Genomic DNA, 17,595 nt, shown 5'->3' on the forward strand with positions numbered 1-17,595 from the left:
CAGAGCACAGCGATTATTCTCTGTCATGCCTCTATTATCCAAGCGGACGCAATTGGAGATTCCATCCTCTATCAACCAACAATAGATGGTTGGCAGGCACATCTTCCCAATCGGTGCTGGGATTAGTCAGTTTTTCAGAAGCGATTAAAACACATTCATGCACACCCTCTGGCGTAGCGGTCTCATGACAAGGGGTCATGAAACAGCTCCCCCTATAGTAATGCAGAGATTCAGGCTTAGCCTTTTTATGATTTGTGTAGCGGCTAGCAACCAATCGCTCACCATCCGTTAAGCAAACATTAAAGAAAGAGGCATCATGCGCACCAAAATATTTCACTAATTCTAGAATTTGCGCAAAAGTCTCTTCTAGGATATCAGCAACAACCGTTAATTGGCTTAAATCTTTACCTTTAGCTAATTGTAAAAACAAGGCGAACAAATGCTCAGAATCCGTTTCCCCCTTAATCCAATAGTAAATATCATCATCTAGTAAATGCCTTAAATGACGTTTGACGAGAACAAAATCGGCTATATCACCATTATGCATTAACATCCAAGAACCATGGATGAAAGGATGGCAGTTATAACTGGTGACACCCCCAGCGCCTGCAGCTCTTACATGCGCAAAAAAACAAGGAGACTTGATTTTAGCCGTTAGATGCAACAAATTTCTGTCATTCCACGCCGGTGAAATAGAAGTGAAGAGTGCTGGCTCAGGACTAATGGATGGCGTGTACCACCCTAAACCAAAACCATCACCATTCGTTGGCATGGAAGATTCACGTGCATGCAAGCTTTGCATAACAATTGAATTTGCTGGTTTCACCAAAACATCAGCCAATATGGCCTCATGACCAAGATAAGCAACAAAGCGACACATAGAAGAAGCTCCTGTTATTTTTTTAAACTATAGCAGGAAAATCTTCCTCGTATTAAGCTACTACAGAGGCTGGCAAGTATCATATACTACTGGCTAGATGATGTTTTTCGAGATCGAGACCAGGCTCAGAGGGGAAGAAGACTTTTTTAAAAGCGGCCAAACCATCCATGCGCCTCGATGGTGGGCATCCATGCCCACCAACGTTTTAAAAAAGTCTTCTTCCCCTCTGAGCCTCAAGTTCAGGTAGTTAACGACTAAAAACTCTGGCAATATCCTCTTTTTTTTGAGAGCAAGAGGAAAGGTCATTAATATGCATGAGCCGGTGGATGCTGTTATTACATGGGTTGATGGCTATGATCCTGTTCATCGACATAAACTTGAAAGTTACTTAGGGGGAATAGATAACACAAACATCGCCTCCACCCGTTTTAATCAACATGGAGAAATACATTACTGCGTGCGCTCTCTGCTTTATTTTGCGCCATGGATTAGAACAATATACATTGTTACTGATAACCAAATTCCTCTCATAGTCAATGACTTAGGGGGGTCTCCCTATGCTGAAAAAATCCAAGTGATTGATCATAAGACAATATTTTTGCACTTTGAAGAGGCTTTGCCCACATTTAACAGTTTAACTATTGAGTCACTTATCTGGCGAATTCCAAATCTTTCCGATCATTTTATTTATTTAAATGATGATTGTTTTCTTGTCTCACCTGTTAGAAAAGAAGACTTTATTCATAATAATAAAATCGTTCTACGAGGGGAATGGAAGATTCATACTGAAAGAAAATGGCGAAACAGATTAAAGAATTTATTTTCTCAACATGGGCACAGCCCCATAGTGAATGAACACCGGCATATACAGGAAAAAAGTGCTAAATTAGTTGGTTATAATAAACGTTTCTTTCATTTACCCCATTGTCCATTCTTCCTTAGGAAAAAAACGTTAGAAAATTTCTTCGCTAAGTATCCTAACTTACTGTCAAAGAATGTAACTTACCGACTACGGGATCTAGAGCAATTTTGGACCATATCTCTAGCAATGCATTTAGAAATCCACAGCAACAACGTTCTTCTTGACAATAATCTGCAGGCTATTACAGTAAATCCTGCTTGTCATTCTTTGAATAAAATTCAAAGCAGGCTCTCGCAAGTGACTAAAAAGAGAAATATTGCATTTGTATGCATGCAAAGCATCGATGTTGGTTCTGAATCAACCCAACACTGGATGCTGAATTGGTTGAGTAAGCACATACCCTCCATTAACGATTTATCTCTTAAGCACAAATAGCAATGACTGGAGGAAAAGTCAGATTTGGATGTCGATTGTGATCAAGAATCAATATTAAAGATTCGTGTGTATATCTGTGGTTATCGCCTTGGTAACGGCAGCATCTTGTTTATGCCTAATCAGCCCTAATGACAGCGTTGCCAAGCAGGAAACCATTATCAAATACAATGCTGGGCTTGTTAGCCACCCGCTGTAGTAAATCAGAGATAGCGATGTAAATGGCGTCAAACCACCGAAAATAGCAAAACCGATGTTATAGCTAACAGCAACACCTGAATAGCGAATTTTTGTTGGGAATACCTCACTCAACAAGCCGGGAATTGTGCCTGCCGACAGACCCATTAATAGTGAACTTGCAAAAAATGAAATCATATGGAGCTTTGGATAATAGACATAAATGATAAAAATAGGATAGGCAAGTACAGCAGTCGTTACTATCAAAGTGAGGACTAATGTCTTATGGTTAATAACGTCCGTTATATAACCAAAAAAAATGCACATCACTGAACCTGCAGTAATCGCCAATGCACATTCCCAAATATAACTGTTGGCAGGTAAATGCAAGACCTCCGTGAAATAGGCTGGAGTAAATAAAAAGAGGGCCGTAATAATCACCGCACAAAGAGCCACCATCAAAGCGCTCCCTATAACCCCCCAAAATTCTTGCTTAAATACCTGGATAATTGGAAATTTCTCAGTGGAATTTTCAATAGCAAGGAATTGAGAGGACTCATGCAATCCTCTACGCAATAAATAACTGAGTAAACCAAAAATACCACCAAGAAGAAAAGGTATTCTCCAACCAAACGATTGCATTGCACTATGCGAGAGCAGGCTTGAGATAGCAGCATTCGCGACGGAGCCTAACACAATACCGCAGGTGAGAGCACAAAAGATGATGCCACAAGCAAAGCCCTTATGCTGAGGAAACATTTCACTTACATAGGTGATTGCACCTGGAATTTCTCCACCAACGGATAGGCCTTGAATGATGCGCAAAATAATAACCAAAATAGGGGCTGTGATGCCAATTACTGCATAGGTTGGCATAATCCCTATACCTAGAGTAGCAACGGCCATCATGAGAATTGAGATGGTAAAGGTAGCCTTACGACCCACACGATCACCAAAATGGCCAAAAATCACACCACCTAAAGGTCTGACCAAATAACCAATTGCAAACGTTGCAAAAGTAATAAATAAGCCAGAAAGTTCACTTGCTGCTGGGAAAAAAGCGTTAGAGATATAACCTGCAAAGATGGCAAAAATAATAAAATCATAGAACTCTAAAACGCCACCTAAGCTTGAGAGAATTAATAAACGACGTTGTTCCTTTTGCCACATAGTTTACCTTAAAAATATACCCCCTCCCGTTGCCTCATGCACCCGGAAATTGGCCATATAAAGTATATGAGGCAAGGAGTATATCTCTAAAAAAATTGCCTAGCTAGTCTGCTATAGTACTACTATCTCCAGCTGTTGCAGCATTTGCTCCAGCAACTTCCATTTTATCGTTTATTTTGCCAATGCCTTTAACTGATTTGACCACATTCAAGATCGCTTGTTTTTCTTCTGCAGAAGCGACTTGACCAGACAAGTATACTTGTCCATCTTTCGTCTCAACACCTAAGGACCAAGAAGGAAGATCTTTACCCATCAGATCGGCTTGGATAAGAGCACCTTTAATTTTTGCTGTTAGAAAGGTGTCATTCAAAGGACTTTGACTATCTTTTACAGTTAGTTTATCAACATTAATATCTCCGACTCCCTGAATTGATTGTGCCAAAGTAACTACTTTTTCATAATCAGTATCAGAGTCTAATTGTCCTGAAAGATAAACAACGCCATTATTCACAGTCACATTAATCTTATCCGCATAAGACCCTAAAGCAGATTGCACTGCCGAAAGAAGCGTAGCGTCACTTGATTGAGTGGTTTGACCTGTGGTTGTATTCATCTCGTCGGTCGAACCCGGTTGAGTTGCGCTTTGGTTTGCAGGCAATTGGGTTGTGTCTGCTGGGGCCTGATCCGCAGGAACAGTTGCCGTTGATTGGGTACTTGTTGTACTTGTATACCCATTCGTTTGGGCAAATGCACTAAAGGCGAGGCCGCTGCACACAAGAATTATTGTGGCTTTTAATCGCATGAATCTGTCCATAACTTATATTCCTCACTCCATCGAGTGTAACAAACAATGAAACCCATTTGAGGCTCCATTTAGAACAGCTATTAAGGCTCATTTTCTAAATGGTCTTTTAGACTGGTAAACACTAAATGTTTACCAAAACAGCAGCGTTATAGGAAGGATTAACAGGAGTCAATTTTTCTAGTGGTAAATATTTAAACCTCAAACCGAAACGGCCACTGCTGCGATAATAATAAAAGCAATATTTACCAGGCTCACATATTAAGTCCTTTAACATATGGCCTATGGCCTATTTTTAAGTATAGATGATAAATGACAACCCCACCAAAAAAAGTCCGGCAGGTCCATTCATTTTCTATAATTAAATATGACGTTGGAGTAATAAGGAAATCTTATGGCAAGACCAGTGTGGAAAGGATATATTTCGTTTGGCCTCGTAGCCATTCCCATCAATTTACACACCGTGGAAAAGAAAAATGAACTTCGTTTTCACTTACTTGATTCACGTGATAAATCCCGTATTCACTATGAGCGAATTAATACCGAAACAGGAAAAGAAGTTCCCTGGGAAGACGTGGTAAAAGCCTATGAGTTCAAAAAAGATAATTACGTTATCCTAAAAGATGAAGATTTTGAACGCGCAGCCCCGGAAGCATACAAGACAATTGATATCGAAGAATTCGTCAATATCGAGGAAATTAGTCATCTCTATTTCGAACGGCCCTATTATGCCATCCCCAACAGCGCAAACCAAAAAGCCTATGTTCTATTACGTGAAGCCCTGAAAAAAACAAAGAAAGTAGGCGTGGCAAAAGTAGTCATTCGCACCAAGCAATATCTAGCCATTATCATGCCTTATGAAGACACTTTGGTGTTAAACTTAATTCGTTTTCAACAAGAAATACGCAAACCTGATGAATTTCAATTGCCTACAGGTAATCTAAAATCATATCGAATTACTGAACGCGAGCTGGACTTGGCCATTACCCTTGTGAATGACATGACAGGTAAATGGAACCCTGAAAAATATCACGATGAATATCGTGAGGCTTTAATGAAATGGATAAAAAGTAAAACCAGCGCAAAAGAACATACAACCAGCAAGAAAAGCAAGATCATTACCAAAAAATCTGATGATGTTATTGATTTTATGAGCTTACTCAAAGAAAGCATCAAGAACAAAGCTGTTAAAGCCTATGCGACTACAAAAGACAATAAAACCGCCAAAAAGAAAAAATCCTAAGAATTCCAAGCTTAAACTTGACCACCCAGGGCAAACGCATAACAATAAAATTAAAACAATTCGCCGTCATTGCGAACGAAGTGAAGCAATGACGGCAGATAGATATAATTAACTATAATGGCGATTGCCCTCGACTCACCAGCTTGGCCTGGTTATAATTCAACTGTAGGATGAGAAAAGATAGGAATTAATTTGATTTGGGTAAGCAATGGATTTTTTTGCAAATATTAATAATAATCAAGACATTATATATGTAATCATTCGTTCTTTTTTACTTTTCTCTCTTAGCATTATTCTCATTCGTTTTGGGAACCGTCGTTATCATTTACACACAGCTTTTGATTATTTATTGTTGGTGATCTTAGGGGGATTATTGAGTCGAGGTATTAATGGCAATGCCAGCTTTATCTCCACAGTGGTGGCAGCAGCAAGTTTAGTTATTTTTCATCGGTGGATTGCTATTATCACCTTTCATTTTAGATCGTTGGATTATCTTTTAAAGGGGAAGGCCCGTTTAATTATTAAAGATGGGGAGATATTGACCTCGCAATTAAAAAAATATCACCTCACTAAGGCAGATATCCTCACAGAAATGCGTACCAAGATGAATACAGATGATCCTAAAAAAATTGCAGCCGCTTATTTGGAAGCGACAGGAACAATCTCTTTTATTGCTAAATAAACTGAGATCCCTTTATTAAAAATGAACAAACTTACCACAGGGAGTAGGGCTCGCTCATAGAATCTCATATCATCGATGTTCCATAGATTTTGCTGATCCTAGAAGAAGTTCCGGTAAAGCTTCAATTTTTTTCATGCTAACATCTTTTGTCCATGGAGATATAAGATATACAGCCCTACCTGCCTCCCCAGCAGCCCAATCTTTTTTATACAGCTTGAAGCCTGCTTTCTCTAATTTGTTACAGAGTTCTTTATTACTCGTATCAACAACGATAGCTATCCCGCCATTTTCAGACGGCTCTCGCAGGTCATGGATACCGTAATCTGAGGTAGAATCAAGCTCAGCTTCATAAATTCGAGATGATGAAGTAGAATGATATACCCAAAGCTCTCCGGATATTGCTCCATGCAGTTTCTTTACAACATCTATACAAGTACGGAAGTCCTCGTTTACCTGTTGTTGCATAAACCTTAAGTCAGAGAGAGATTGACTTTCTTTTTTTGCTTTCTCTTCTTTTTCCTTAATCATCTGTGTCGGCAATTTAAATCCGCCGCTAGACTTAGACCAAGACATATTAATATCTCCAAATTGGATAGTATACTTATATTGTCATATTAAAGAGCATAGGGACTTTATAATATTTTAAATGCGTAAAATTATTTCAAATATAGAAAAGTACCCTGAATCGTCCTGTGGGGTATTTCTGAAGTTGATATGCTCCAAAATTTAATCTATTGACCTAAAAATGTGATTAATGTTTCTCAAAATGATTTAATCAAAGCAAAATTGACAACTACCCCTTCTGTGTTAAGTTTAAATTAAGTGTGTAATTTTTTTCAAATGTAAGCTCTGTTGGAAAGTACTATGAATTGATGGAGGCTATTCCCTACTTTCCCACTCTCAAATTTAAACGGTACAAAACTGGAGTTAGAAATGGAAGTCTCAAAGGAAACGGTACAAGCAAGTTTTGAATTAAATCGCATCGCCCAAGAGTTGGTAGAAATTAAAATCGCTCTATTGCAATTGATAGGTATGTTAAACCAGCAAACGCATTACAATGCGCAAGAGATTCCAACCCCACCTTTTGAAGAACCCCCGCTCCCTTCGCCTGATGAGCCTATGCCATCCGACCTTCCAGAGACTGAGCCCATAGAAGAACCTGAAATACAACCTGAGCAACCACCAGATGTAGAGCCCATTAAGAAGCCCGAACCGTTACCTGATAAGTAACGCCCTCACTTCCACTTTTTACCAAGGCTGAGTTTTGCGATGCTAAAAGCCAGTATTATCCATTGTGATTGATATAGATAAGGGGGTAAATTGCTTAAGGTTTTTATTTGAAAAAGAAAATAAACAAGTAAGAATATGATAAAACATAGGATTGAACCTGCTAGTTTTTGATAGAAAGAAAGCGGCATATTCCCTCTATTAAATAGTTTATCTGCCAATATTAACCCCAGCAAAGAATAAAAAGCTCCCCAGGCATGAGTAGGAATCTTATGATAAGTAAGTTGGATGTAAATCATGAGGATAATAGCCAGACTGGCAAGAATGTAAGGCAGCGCTTTGGGCAACCGCGAATATAGATATTGGTATAAGCCAATGATTAAAGCCGCAAAAAAAAGTGCCCCCAACACATCATAAATATTATGGTAGCCAAAATGGATCAAGCCGAAGCCAACTCCAATTAGAAGAATTACGATTAGACCTCTTAGTACAGAAATAGGAATTTTATAAGCAAACCAACCATACAAAACGGTAGTCGTTTGCATATGACCACTTGGAAAAGCATACCAATCCTTTCCAATAGAGGGAGATAAAGGGATTTTAAACGTCACTTTCAAAGCCACATTAATAATAATACTGATTAAAACTAATGTTGCAGCTTGATAAAAAAACTCACGATCGATCCAAAGCAAACCTATAGTCAGCAAAGGGACAACAATGAAAGGCTTACTAAAAAGAAGAAAAAAGGTAGCAATATTATCTAACATGGTTATTCAGAGTCTAGCTTCGAGCAATATCAAAAGAAGGTTGTCATCATAAATAGCAACCAAGTGGAATGCAATCCTCTCGGCTGTATTTTAAGCTCCTATTTTTTGGCATAAATAAGTACAGCCATATAAGCCTCAGTTTTTTCAGGAATTCATGCTAGAACCCACAATCTTATCCACAGATTTTGTGGATTAAATCAGCCATCCACTTTTTATGAATTTTTATTATTTATCAATAAATTACACGAAATTTTGCGCCCTTTTTTTGCAGATATAAATTTTGAGAGCAAAGTTATCCACAAGTAAAAATTTTTATTCTTTATGCAAATATGTTCGTCGCTCATTCATTGTTTCAATACTATTGACCACGGTTTGATGACAGATTTCGTGCATGATGGGAATATCCACCAGAGGGAGTCCAGTATGGATGGCATAAGCGATGAAAAGACTATCTTGCCAGATTTTTTCATTTTTACGGGCTTTGGATTTTACCCATAAAGCGACCCATAAAAAATGAAACAACCATTTATCTCGTTGAGTTTCTAATTCCTGCGCAAAAACAAGCTTAGTGGCTTCCTCCATTGCGCAAACCTTTATCCCTTCAACAATAGTACAACAACGATTCACCAATTTATCGATACGAGGATTCTCAACATACCAAGACTCGGTAAAGTGTTTGCTTTTCGGCCATGATTTGGAGCGTTTAAACGACGATTGCATTGCTTCCGGAGTGAAGGGCGTAATTTGTACACTTAATTGTTCAAGCAGATAAGGAATATCAATAAGATGCGGTAAAAAGTGCCAACCTAGTAATTCTTGAATTTGTAGTAGGTGTAAATCCGGCATTTCCCCTCGTTCTATCATCAATGCTAAAAAATGCCCGGTCATCATAAGCAAATAAGAAGGCTCCACGTCGCGTAAACTCACGCTGTCATCAAAGGCCTCATTGTAGTATTTTGGCACATCATTCGCCGGGATTGCTGGCGTAATCCAAGCATCCTTTATTCCAAATTCATACTTGAATAACAAGCCACATAAATAATTTTTTCTGTCCTTTTTTACATGAATAAAGATGCCTTGCACTCCGCTCCCATCTACTTCGCTGGCCTTAATTTTTATTTTAGGGACCAACTCTTCTGTACTAAAAATCACCCCTTTCATACGTTGGATTTTAATCCAATGTTCAAATTGCTCATGATAAGCCTCAGGATACCAATTTTTGATGACTTGCAAACGAGAAAGCGAAATCGGACTTAGCATGATGGTCTTGATTAGCCGTTCAAACGTTGCAACCACCACATCACGGACTTCTTTCTTCGGGTGTAACAGAGTCAATAAGGCGATATCTTGGCCTTCCTCTATACTGTATAAGTCAATAATTAAGTCAACAAAGAAATCGGAAGGCATGGCATAACTTTGAGCAAAGAAATTCTCGGCAATATCAAAGACGGTAAGATCGGATAAATCTTTAATCATCTCGCGAATAGCATTTAAATGATCGATTTCTTCCTCGGATGTTAACTCGCCTTCTTGCTCTGTTAAATTGAGGTAGGCGTCTTTAAGTTCGGGAGCCAGATCAACATGTACTTCATAAAATGCATTCAAAACAGGCAACCAAAAGCTCAAGGAATGCTGACCTTTATTGATAGCTTGAGCCATGCTGAGCATCAACTGGTTAAGTGTTTTTCCAGCTAACTTATTACCACTCTCTACAGCCGCTTGTAACTGTGCTACGCAAATATCTAAAGCAAGCACACATGCGGAATAATAAGCACGCTCAGTATCTACTTCACTGTCATCAAGCGCATCAATCAGATCAACAAGACGCAATGCAAGATCTGGCTCTTGCAGAAAAGGGGTGTAGTGCTGTGGATCTGGCTCTGCGCTCTGCGTGATTAAAATAGCCATATCCTCTAGCCACTGTTTTAAGTTTTCAAGATCAGCGGTCATGCTTATTCGGGTACCTTTCTTGGTCTGCCTTCTTTATCGAGGGCAACAAAAATGAAGGTACCCTCTGTAACTTTAAAACGGCCACCAGTGGTAGCAGGTTCTGCCCACACTTCGACAGCTATGGTCATTGACGTTGTACCTCGTTTAATCAGCTCCACATGACAACTAACAATATCCCCTACGTGAACGGGTTTTAGAAAAGTCATGCTATGGATTGCAACGGTAGCCACTCTACCCAAGGCTATCTTTTTTGCTAAAACCCCGGCTGCTAAATCCATTTGCGAAACAAGCCATCCACCAAAAATATCACCGTTTGCATTGGTGTCTGCAGGCATGGCTAGTGTTTGGATGGTTATTTCCCCACGTGGTTTAGTCATCATTAAGAGCCACGCTTTAATTTTGCTAGGGCATCAGCCATGGCCGTATTGAAAACAGTTCTCTTCGGTTCAGGCGTTTTCTTCAGGTTAGCTTTGACGGATTCTTGCTTTTTCAATTGCTGTTGTGCCTTCTTTGCCATCTGCGGTTTAGCGGTTTTCTTTTGTATTGCTGGCGCTTTCTCTTCAGTCAATTTCATACTAAGACCAATACGACGTCGCTCTTTATCCACTTCGATTACTTTTACACGAACAATATCTCCTGCTTTAACAATAGCATGAGGATCGCTAATAAAACGATTGGTCATGGCCGAAATATGTACTAAACCGTCTTGATGCACACCAATATCAACAAAGGCACCAAAATTGGTCACATTAGAAACTACCCCTTCCAGAATCATGCCTTCCTCTAAATGGCTGATATCTTCAACACCTTCTTTAAAATTGGCTGTTTTAAATTCTGGACGAGGATCACGCCCTGGTTTCTCCAACTCTCGCAAAACATCACGGATAGTGGGCAACCCATATGTTGCGTCCAAATAACGTTCAGCGTTGACACTTTGTAATAACTCGTGATTGCCAATGGCTTGACGAATATCCACATTTTGATCCGCTAACATTTTTTCCACGAGTGGATAAGCCTCAGGATGAACACAAGAAGCATCTAAGGGATTATCACCATTCATGATACGTAAAAAGCCAGCGGCTTGTTGAAAGGATTTTTCTCCCATACGGGCAACATTTTTCAGCTGTTCACGATTTCGGAAAGGTCCTTGCTCATCACGGTACTGCACTAAGTTACGAGCAAGCGTCTCATTTAAACCAGAGACGCGGGTCAATAGGGGGACTGAAGCCGTATTAACATCCACACCAACAGCATTCACACAATCTTCAACCACACCCTCCAAGGAGCGAGCCAAACGTGCTTGATTGACATCATGCTGATATTGGCCGACACCAATTGATTTTGGTTCAATTTTTACTAACTCAGCCAAAGGATCCTGTAACCGTCTCGCAATGGAAACTGCACCACGTAATGAAACATCAAGATCCGGGAATTCATGTGCTGCCAATTCAGAAGCAGAATAAACCGAAGCCCCAGCTTCATTCACAACGATTTTAATCAGTTTCAGATCGGGATACATCTTTATCATATCAGAAACCAAACGCTCTGTTTCTCGTGAACCAGTCCCATTGCCAATACTAATTAAACTAACGTTATACCTTGCCACAAGCTTGGCGAGTTCACCAATGGCCTGATGCCATTCATTTTGCGGCGCAAAAGGAAAAATAGTTGTATAATCAAGTAGCTTACCAGTAGCATCAACAACAACGACTTTTACTCCGGTACGAATGCCTGGATCAAGACCAATAGTCACCTGATGTCCAGCTGGTGCCGCAAGCAATAAATCACGCAGATTACGCGCGAAAACATTGATCGCTTCTTCATCCGCTATTTCGCGCAAACGGGTAAATAATTCTAGTTCAAGTTTAGTAAATAATTTAACTTTCCAGGTCATCCGAACTGTATCCAACAGCCATTCATCGGCAGGAGCTTTTGCATCCGTGATATTAAAATAAGACGCGATTCGTTTCTCTCCATATTCAGCATCGGGAGGAACCAAGCTAAGTTGTAAAATATTTTCGCGACGTCCACGAAATAATGCTAAGGCACGATGGGATGGAATTTTTTTAATGGGTTCTGCGTAGTCGAAATAATCAGCAAATTTGCTACCCGCTGCTTTCTTATCATTGCCCACAACAGATTTCAACACGGCGTTTTGCCATAAATATTCACGCAACTCATTAATTAATTCAGCATCCTCAGCAAATTTTTCCATGAGGATTTGACGAGCACCTTCAAGAGCCGATTTGACATCCGCAACACCCGCTTCGGGATTTAAAAACTGGGTTGCATAGGATTCAGGGACTAAAGAATGATCCTGCCACAAGGCTAAAGCTAAAGGCTCCAAACCCGCTTCTTTGGCGAGTTGTGCTTTCGTACGACGCTTAGGTTTATAAGGAAGGTATAAATCCTCGAGACGGGTTTTTGTATCTGCAGCAAGAATAAGCTGTTCCAGTTCCGGGGTTAATTTTCCTTGTTCACGAATTGATTCTAAAACAACGACCCGGCGCTCATTCAGTTCACGAATATAGAGTAATCGCTCAGCCAATTGTCGCAATTGAGTATCGTCCAGCCCTTCAGTTGCTTCTTTGCGGTAACGTGCGATAAAGGGAACGGTTGCTCCTTCATCCAGCAAACGAATAGCTGTTTCTACTTGCGAAACCTTAACCCTAAGCTCCTGAGCAATGATGGTCGCTGCCGCCAATATCTCTTGAGTCATTCACATCCCCGTAAAACATGTAGAAAAAACCAAAACATTATATACTGATTGCCTTTCGTTTTGCGAACTTTAGGGTAATTTTATGGTGCTAACACCAATCATTTTATAATTCAATATCTAATCAACCACACCTTGTCCGTGCTTTGCTTTAACCCGCGAGCGTATAGAGGATCACTCTTGTCAACTTCACGACTAGTTTCCTTAATACATTGTAGCTCCTGGCAACTACTGTATAGTGCTTTTACTTCTGCATCGTCAACGCTGAAAGGAGGACCCTCCATCTGTTTCTCTTCATAAGTCAACGTTTTTAAGAGGATTTTTCCTTGCGGTGCCAGCCACTGAAGGCAAGTTTTTATGTAGCGCGGACGCAATTTTGCAGGTATTGCAATCAATGCCGCTCGATCGTAAATAGCATCGACCTGACCAATAAAGTCCCTATTTAAATTAAAGATGTCCTCTACCCAAATAGAAATCGATGGCGCTGAATAACAGATAAAACCTTGATCCAGTCTCTTTGTCATAGGTAAGTTGTTTTCTGAGGCGAAACACTGAACGGCTAACTCGCTTAACTCAATGCCTATAATATGAAAACCTTGCTGCATCAGCCAAAGAAGATCCAAGCTCTTCCCACACAAGGGAACAAGTACTTTGGCCCCCGGAGAAAGGTTTAAAGAAGGCCAGTACTGTATGAGATCAGGATTGATTTTATCTTGATGAAAGGGAATGTTATCTGCCTGCCAAATTTTAAGCCAAAAATCTTTCACTCAACGGTCACCGATTTGGCTAAATTTCGCGGTTGATCGACATCTGTCCCTTTAGCAACAGCGACATGATAGGATAATAATTGCAAAGGAATGGTATAAATAATCGGTGCGATCCATTGACCACATGCAGGAACAGGAATTAAATGCGCACCATTTGGTTCCCAGGTTTGAGAGTCATCGACAAAAACGATCAACTGACCACCACGGGCACTCACTTCATGTAGATTGGATTTTAATTTGTCGAGCAATTCATCATTGGGAGCGACAGCAATGACAGGCATATCTTCATCAACCAGAGCCAGAGGACCGTGCTTAAGTTCCCCTGCAGGGTACGCTTCAGCGTGGATATAGGATATTTCCTTTAATTTTAAGGCACCTTCTAAAGCAACAGGGTATTGCACACCTCGACCCAAAAACAGAGTATGCGCCTTGTTTACGAATAACGTAGCCAAGCTCATGATCTCACTGTTCATCTGTAAGGCACGGTCACAACAACTTGGCAACCCTCTTAATTCTGCCAACACGTTCTCTGCACGCTCATCTCTACAAAGCGCTGCTGCAAGCATTAAAAAAGCAGCAAGTTGCGTGGTAAAGGCTTTGGTCGATGCTACGCCTATTTCAACCCCGGCTCGTGTTAAAAAGACACAATCCGCTTCTCGCACCAGGGTGCTGGTCGCCACATTACAAATAGCTAAACTTCCCAAATAATTCATGCTCTTAGCTTTATACAGTGCAGCCAGCGTATCGGCCGTTTCTCCTGATTGTGATACGGTAATAAATAATGTATTGTCATTCACCACCACATCACGATAACGATACTCACTTGCGATCTCAACTTGGGTCGGTAAACCTGTCAGAGACTCCAACCAATAGCGAGCAACTAATCCAGCATGATAACTGGTTCCACAAGCAACAATATGTATTTGCTTTACTTGGTCAAAAATAGAAGAAGCCTTTTCTCCGAAACTCGCTTTTAAAACATCTTTGCTTGCTATACGGCCTTCCAAAGTATCGTTAAGCACCCTCGCTTGTTCAAAAATTTCCTTTAACATGAAGTGGCGATAAGGACCTTTGCTTACAGCCTGACTATCAGCATTAAGTGCATGTACTTCTCGCTCAACCGCTTCACCTTTTGTATTAAACAAAACCACCTTATCAACACTTAACCGAGCACTATCCCCTTCCTCGAGATAGATAACCGATTGTGCAAAAGAACGTAAAGCTAAGGCATCTGAAGCGATAAACTGCTCTTTGATTCCCAAACCAACAACCAAAGGACTACCTTTGCGTAGCGCCACGATCTCATCTGGGCGTTGTTGATGAATTACACCTATGGCGAAAGCACCATGCATATCGCGCGCCGCTTCCTGAACTGAACGCAGTAAATCCTCATGACGCTGATAATAAAAATGAATAAGATGTGCCGCCACTTCAGTATCCGTTTCCGAGGTAAACTGGTATCCAGCAGCAACCAATTTCTCTCGCAGTACGTCATGATTTTCGATGATGCCATTGTGCACAATAGCAATCTCATCATGAGACATATGAGGGTGAGCATTTTCTTCACAAGGTTTACCATGAGTAGCCCAACGTGTGTGAGCAATGCCTGCGTTCCCTGTGATTGCTGAACCTTGCATCGCATCCGCTAAACTTTGTACTTTACCTTGAATTCTTATACGTTTTAAATTTCCCGCGTCATCTATTAATGCAATCCCAGCCGAATCATAACCACGGTATTCGAGACGACGTAGCCCTTCTAATAAAACGTTACTGATATCACGTTGTGACGTAGCACCCATGATCCCACACATAGAGACTCCTTAATATCATGTGATACCCACCCCTGTTTCAGAACAGAGGTGGTATCACTGCAAATTGTCGAAGTATGCCACATTCAGCTACAAAATCTAAATATTTGCTGGTTGTTGACATGAAGCTTTATAGCCATGCGCTTTCATGGCTTCACAAATTTCATATGCTAAATATTGGTGAGCACGCGTGGAAGGATGTATTTCATCCCAAAACAAATAATTTTCTGGTGTATCACAGACGTGATAATTTTTTTCATTCGGACCAAATTGTCCATCCCGATATTGCAAGACTTGAGCATATTGCAACACATAGTTACGAGCAAAGGGGGAATTGGCAAAAGCATGAAACATTGGGAATTTCACATCAATACAGGCATCAGTAATGTTTGAGAACCCATATTTTTGCGGATCGAGTAGTGCTTTTTGTAAGTATTGTTGCATATCAATATAGAGAAAATCCACCTCAGGTGAAGCCTGGCGCCATTCCTCAACACGTTTTTGTAGGCGTTCGTTATGTTGCTGTAACGCAGCAGTGAGAACAGGTTTATCTGTTGTATGTACGTATTTAGGGGTTTCGCCAATATTGGGCAAACCAAAGATAACGACATGGCGTGCTCCTGCCTTGATTAATTTGTGCACTCCAGATGTCAATCCATCAAGCACATTATCGATATATGAGCTCATCACCGAAGGATTGTAATTGTCTTCAAAAAATAAAACATTTAAGTAGTCATTGGCACCAGTAAAGACAAAATAAATAGCATTCTCATCTAACGTTTCATTTACCAGCAAATAGGCTTGAACAGTTAATCCCAAACTGGGCGGTATTAATTTCCCTACAATCAACGTCTTTAAGGTCGCTAACGGATGACGAATCAAGTTCCAGGTCGTTACCTGATAATCATAAGTTACTGCCCAGCTTCCGCCAAAAGCTTGATTGCTATAAAATTTGGCATCTTCTCTGTCTATATCAAGCATAGGCGCAAGATATTCATTCCAAACCCGGCCATTGGAAAAATGAGATTGCCAGTAAGGGTCACCTGGTAGAACAGGTACTTTTCGCACTTTCCCTACTAAATTAGCTAAAAATGGGCCAAATTCAGTATCAAAAAATTCAGTGACGATTTCAATACCGGCATCCAATACCACTTGCGGCACATAGTATTCATTAGCAAATTCTTCCATCTTATTGATTACAAAAACCTTTAAAGGACGAACCAAATAAGCAGGGCTTTCATCCTGTCTAAGCGCTTTTAATAGGTGAGTTGTATTGCCATTATCTGACAAGCTGTCGCCGAAAACGACCATTGACTTTATTGGTTTAGCTGAGAGTGTCATAGGGAAACAAAACACCACAAGACACAGCCAATAGCACATCCTAGTGCAATATGATGACATAAATCTCTCCTTAGATTTAAACTATTTTATAGACTCGCTTGCTGAGTTCCCCAAGAGGAAGATTACTTGAATCCAACTAATAGATTAGAGCCTGCATTAAATTTTTGTCAATATGAGCAGAAAGAAAGACCTTCTTCGTTAGCATTGGCTTTCGTATTACTTATGTTATACCATTTCTTTCTTCGATCTAGACCTAGGAATTTCAAAATTATCCATGTCCAACAATCTGACAAACTCTCCAAATAACCCCTTGAAGACACTTATTGCCGTAGAAGAAGATGCGCGTCATTTCGGCTTCGAATGGCCCAATGAGGAAATGATCATCGATCAGGCAATTAGTGAGTGTGATGAAATCAGAGCAGCCCTTAAAGGCGAGGAGTCACGAGAGCGTTTGCAAGAAGAGATTGGTGATTTGCTACATACTGCCATCTCCTTATGCATTTTTGCCGGTTTTGAACCTGAGGAAACATTAGCAAAAATCACCAAGAAATTTAATAAGCGCATACTGGCTTTGAAAGAAATAGCAAATACTCAAGGCTTCTCAACGCTGAAACACCAACCCATTGAATTGCTGATGGAGTTGTGGCAACAAGCCAAGCAGAAAAGTAGATAATTTTAAGATGTAGTTTGTCATCTTGACTTTAAAAATGCCTACGTGCCGCGGCTTGTCCGCGGTATCCATTTGGTAGGAGTAATGAGCTTCAAACTTAT

The 17,595-nt window shown here is 40.3% G+C and carries 16 protein-coding genes; 5 read left to right on the top strand and 11 right to left on the bottom strand.

Features of this window, described 5'->3' with window-relative positions:
• Positions 1–34 precede the first annotated feature (34 nt).
• Positions 35–880 (bottom strand): class II glutamine amidotransferase, encoded by an 846-nt coding sequence (locus CKV79_RS12735; protein ID WP_028372780.1) that lies wholly within the window; start codon positions 878–880, stop codon positions 35–37.
• A gap of 310 nt (positions 881–1,190) precedes the next feature.
• On the opposite strand from CKV79_RS12735, the gene CKV79_RS12745 reads away from it, so the two are divergent.
• Positions 1,191–2,177: a stealth family protein gene (locus CKV79_RS12745; protein WP_035915166.1), complete on the top strand. Its 987-nt coding sequence runs from the start codon at positions 1,191–1,193 to the stop codon at positions 2,175–2,177.
• Positions 2,178–2,231: 54 nt separating this feature from the next.
• Here CKV79_RS12745 and CKV79_RS12750 read toward each other — a convergent pair whose 3' ends face one another.
• Positions 2,232–3,521 carry an MFS transporter gene (locus CKV79_RS12750; protein ID WP_051546108.1) on the bottom strand — a complete coding sequence of 430 codons (1,290 nt, stop codon included), beginning with the start codon at positions 3,519–3,521 and terminating at the stop codon, positions 2,232–2,234.
• Between the two features lie 103 nt (positions 3,522–3,624).
• A complete protein-coding gene (locus tag CKV79_RS12755; RefSeq protein ID WP_081778043.1) occupies positions 3,625–4,335 on the bottom strand; it encodes a BON domain-containing protein in 711 nt (236 codons plus the stop codon).
• A 382-nt stretch (positions 4,336–4,717) separates the two neighbouring features.
• Between CKV79_RS12755 and ku the strand changes: the two genes are divergently transcribed.
• Complete coding sequence (gene ku, locus CKV79_RS12760; RefSeq protein WP_051546109.1) at positions 4,718–5,566, top strand: non-homologous end joining protein Ku; 849 nt, start codon at positions 4,718–4,720, stop codon at positions 5,564–5,566.
• 208 nt (positions 5,567–5,774) lie between these two features.
• On the top strand, positions 5,775–6,248 hold the full coding sequence (locus tag CKV79_RS12765; protein ID WP_035915169.1) for a DUF421 domain-containing protein: 474 nt from the start codon (positions 5,775–5,777) through the stop codon (positions 6,246–6,248).
• 69 nt (positions 6,249–6,317) lie between these two features.
• Here CKV79_RS12765 and CKV79_RS12770 read toward each other — a convergent pair whose 3' ends face one another.
• Positions 6,318–6,821 carry a hypothetical protein gene (locus tag CKV79_RS12770; RefSeq protein WP_028372784.1) on the bottom strand — a complete coding sequence of 168 codons (504 nt, stop codon included), beginning with the start codon at positions 6,819–6,821 and terminating at the stop codon, positions 6,318–6,320.
• Positions 6,822–7,181: 360 nt separating this feature from the next.
• Between CKV79_RS12770 and CKV79_RS12775 the strand changes: the two genes are divergently transcribed.
• Positions 7,182–7,478 (top strand): hypothetical protein, encoded by a 297-nt coding sequence (locus tag CKV79_RS12775; RefSeq protein WP_028372785.1) that lies wholly within the window; start codon positions 7,182–7,184, stop codon positions 7,476–7,478.
• Between the two features lie 5 nt (positions 7,479–7,483).
• On the opposite strand, the gene CKV79_RS12780 is transcribed toward CKV79_RS12775, so the two are convergent.
• The 7 genes from CKV79_RS12780 to plaC all read right to left on the bottom strand — a co-directional run bounded on the left by CKV79_RS12780 (position 7,484) and on the right by plaC (position 16,884).
• Entirely contained in the window at positions 7,484–8,242 is a 759-nt protein-coding gene (locus CKV79_RS12780) for a phosphatase PAP2 family protein (protein WP_028372786.1), read from the bottom strand.
• A gap of 312 nt (positions 8,243–8,554) precedes the next feature.
• Positions 8,555–10,192: a hypothetical protein gene (locus CKV79_RS12785; protein WP_028372787.1), complete on the bottom strand. Its 1,638-nt coding sequence runs from the start codon at positions 10,190–10,192 to the stop codon at positions 8,555–8,557.
• Positions 10,193–10,194: 2 nt separating this feature from the next.
• On the bottom strand, positions 10,195–10,569 hold the full coding sequence (gene yciA / locus CKV79_RS12790) for an acyl-CoA thioester hydrolase YciA (RefSeq protein ID WP_028372788.1): 375 nt from the start codon (positions 10,567–10,569) through the stop codon (positions 10,195–10,197).
• Between the two features lie 2 nt (positions 10,570–10,571).
• Positions 10,572–12,911, bottom strand: coding sequence for a Tex family protein (locus tag CKV79_RS12795; protein WP_028372789.1), 2,340 nt, complete (start codon positions 12,909–12,911; stop codon positions 10,572–10,574).
• Positions 12,912–13,021: 110 nt separating this feature from the next.
• A complete protein-coding gene (locus CKV79_RS12800) occupies positions 13,022–13,675 on the bottom strand; it encodes a thiopurine S-methyltransferase (protein ID WP_028372790.1) in 654 nt (217 codons plus the stop codon).
• Positions 13,672–15,486 carry a glutamine--fructose-6-phosphate transaminase (isomerizing) gene (glmS, locus tag CKV79_RS12805; RefSeq protein ID WP_028372791.1) on the bottom strand — a complete coding sequence of 605 codons (1,815 nt, stop codon included), beginning with the start codon at positions 15,484–15,486 and terminating at the stop codon, positions 13,672–13,674. Before glmS ends, CKV79_RS12800 begins: the two co-directional genes overlap by 4 nt.
• 96 nt (positions 15,487–15,582) lie before the next feature.
• Positions 15,583–16,884: a lysophospholipase/glycerophospholipid:cholesterol acyltransferase PlaC gene (gene plaC / locus CKV79_RS12810; RefSeq protein WP_028372792.1), complete on the bottom strand. Its 1,302-nt coding sequence runs from the start codon at positions 16,882–16,884 to the stop codon at positions 15,583–15,585.
• 214 nt (positions 16,885–17,098) lie between these two features.
• Here plaC and CKV79_RS12815 point away from each other — a divergent pair, with 214 nt between their 5' ends.
• The gene (locus CKV79_RS12815) at positions 17,099–17,497 is read left to right on the top strand and encodes a MazG nucleotide pyrophosphohydrolase domain-containing protein (protein WP_035915176.1); all 399 of its coding nucleotides are present in this window, start codon (positions 17,099–17,101) and stop codon (positions 17,495–17,497) included.
• The last annotated feature ends 98 nt before the right edge of the window (positions 17,498–17,595 follow it).

The sequence above is a fragment of the Legionella lansingensis genome (assembly GCF_900187355.1).
GTDB lineage: Bacteria > Pseudomonadota > Gammaproteobacteria > Legionellales > Legionellaceae > Tatlockia > Tatlockia lansingensis.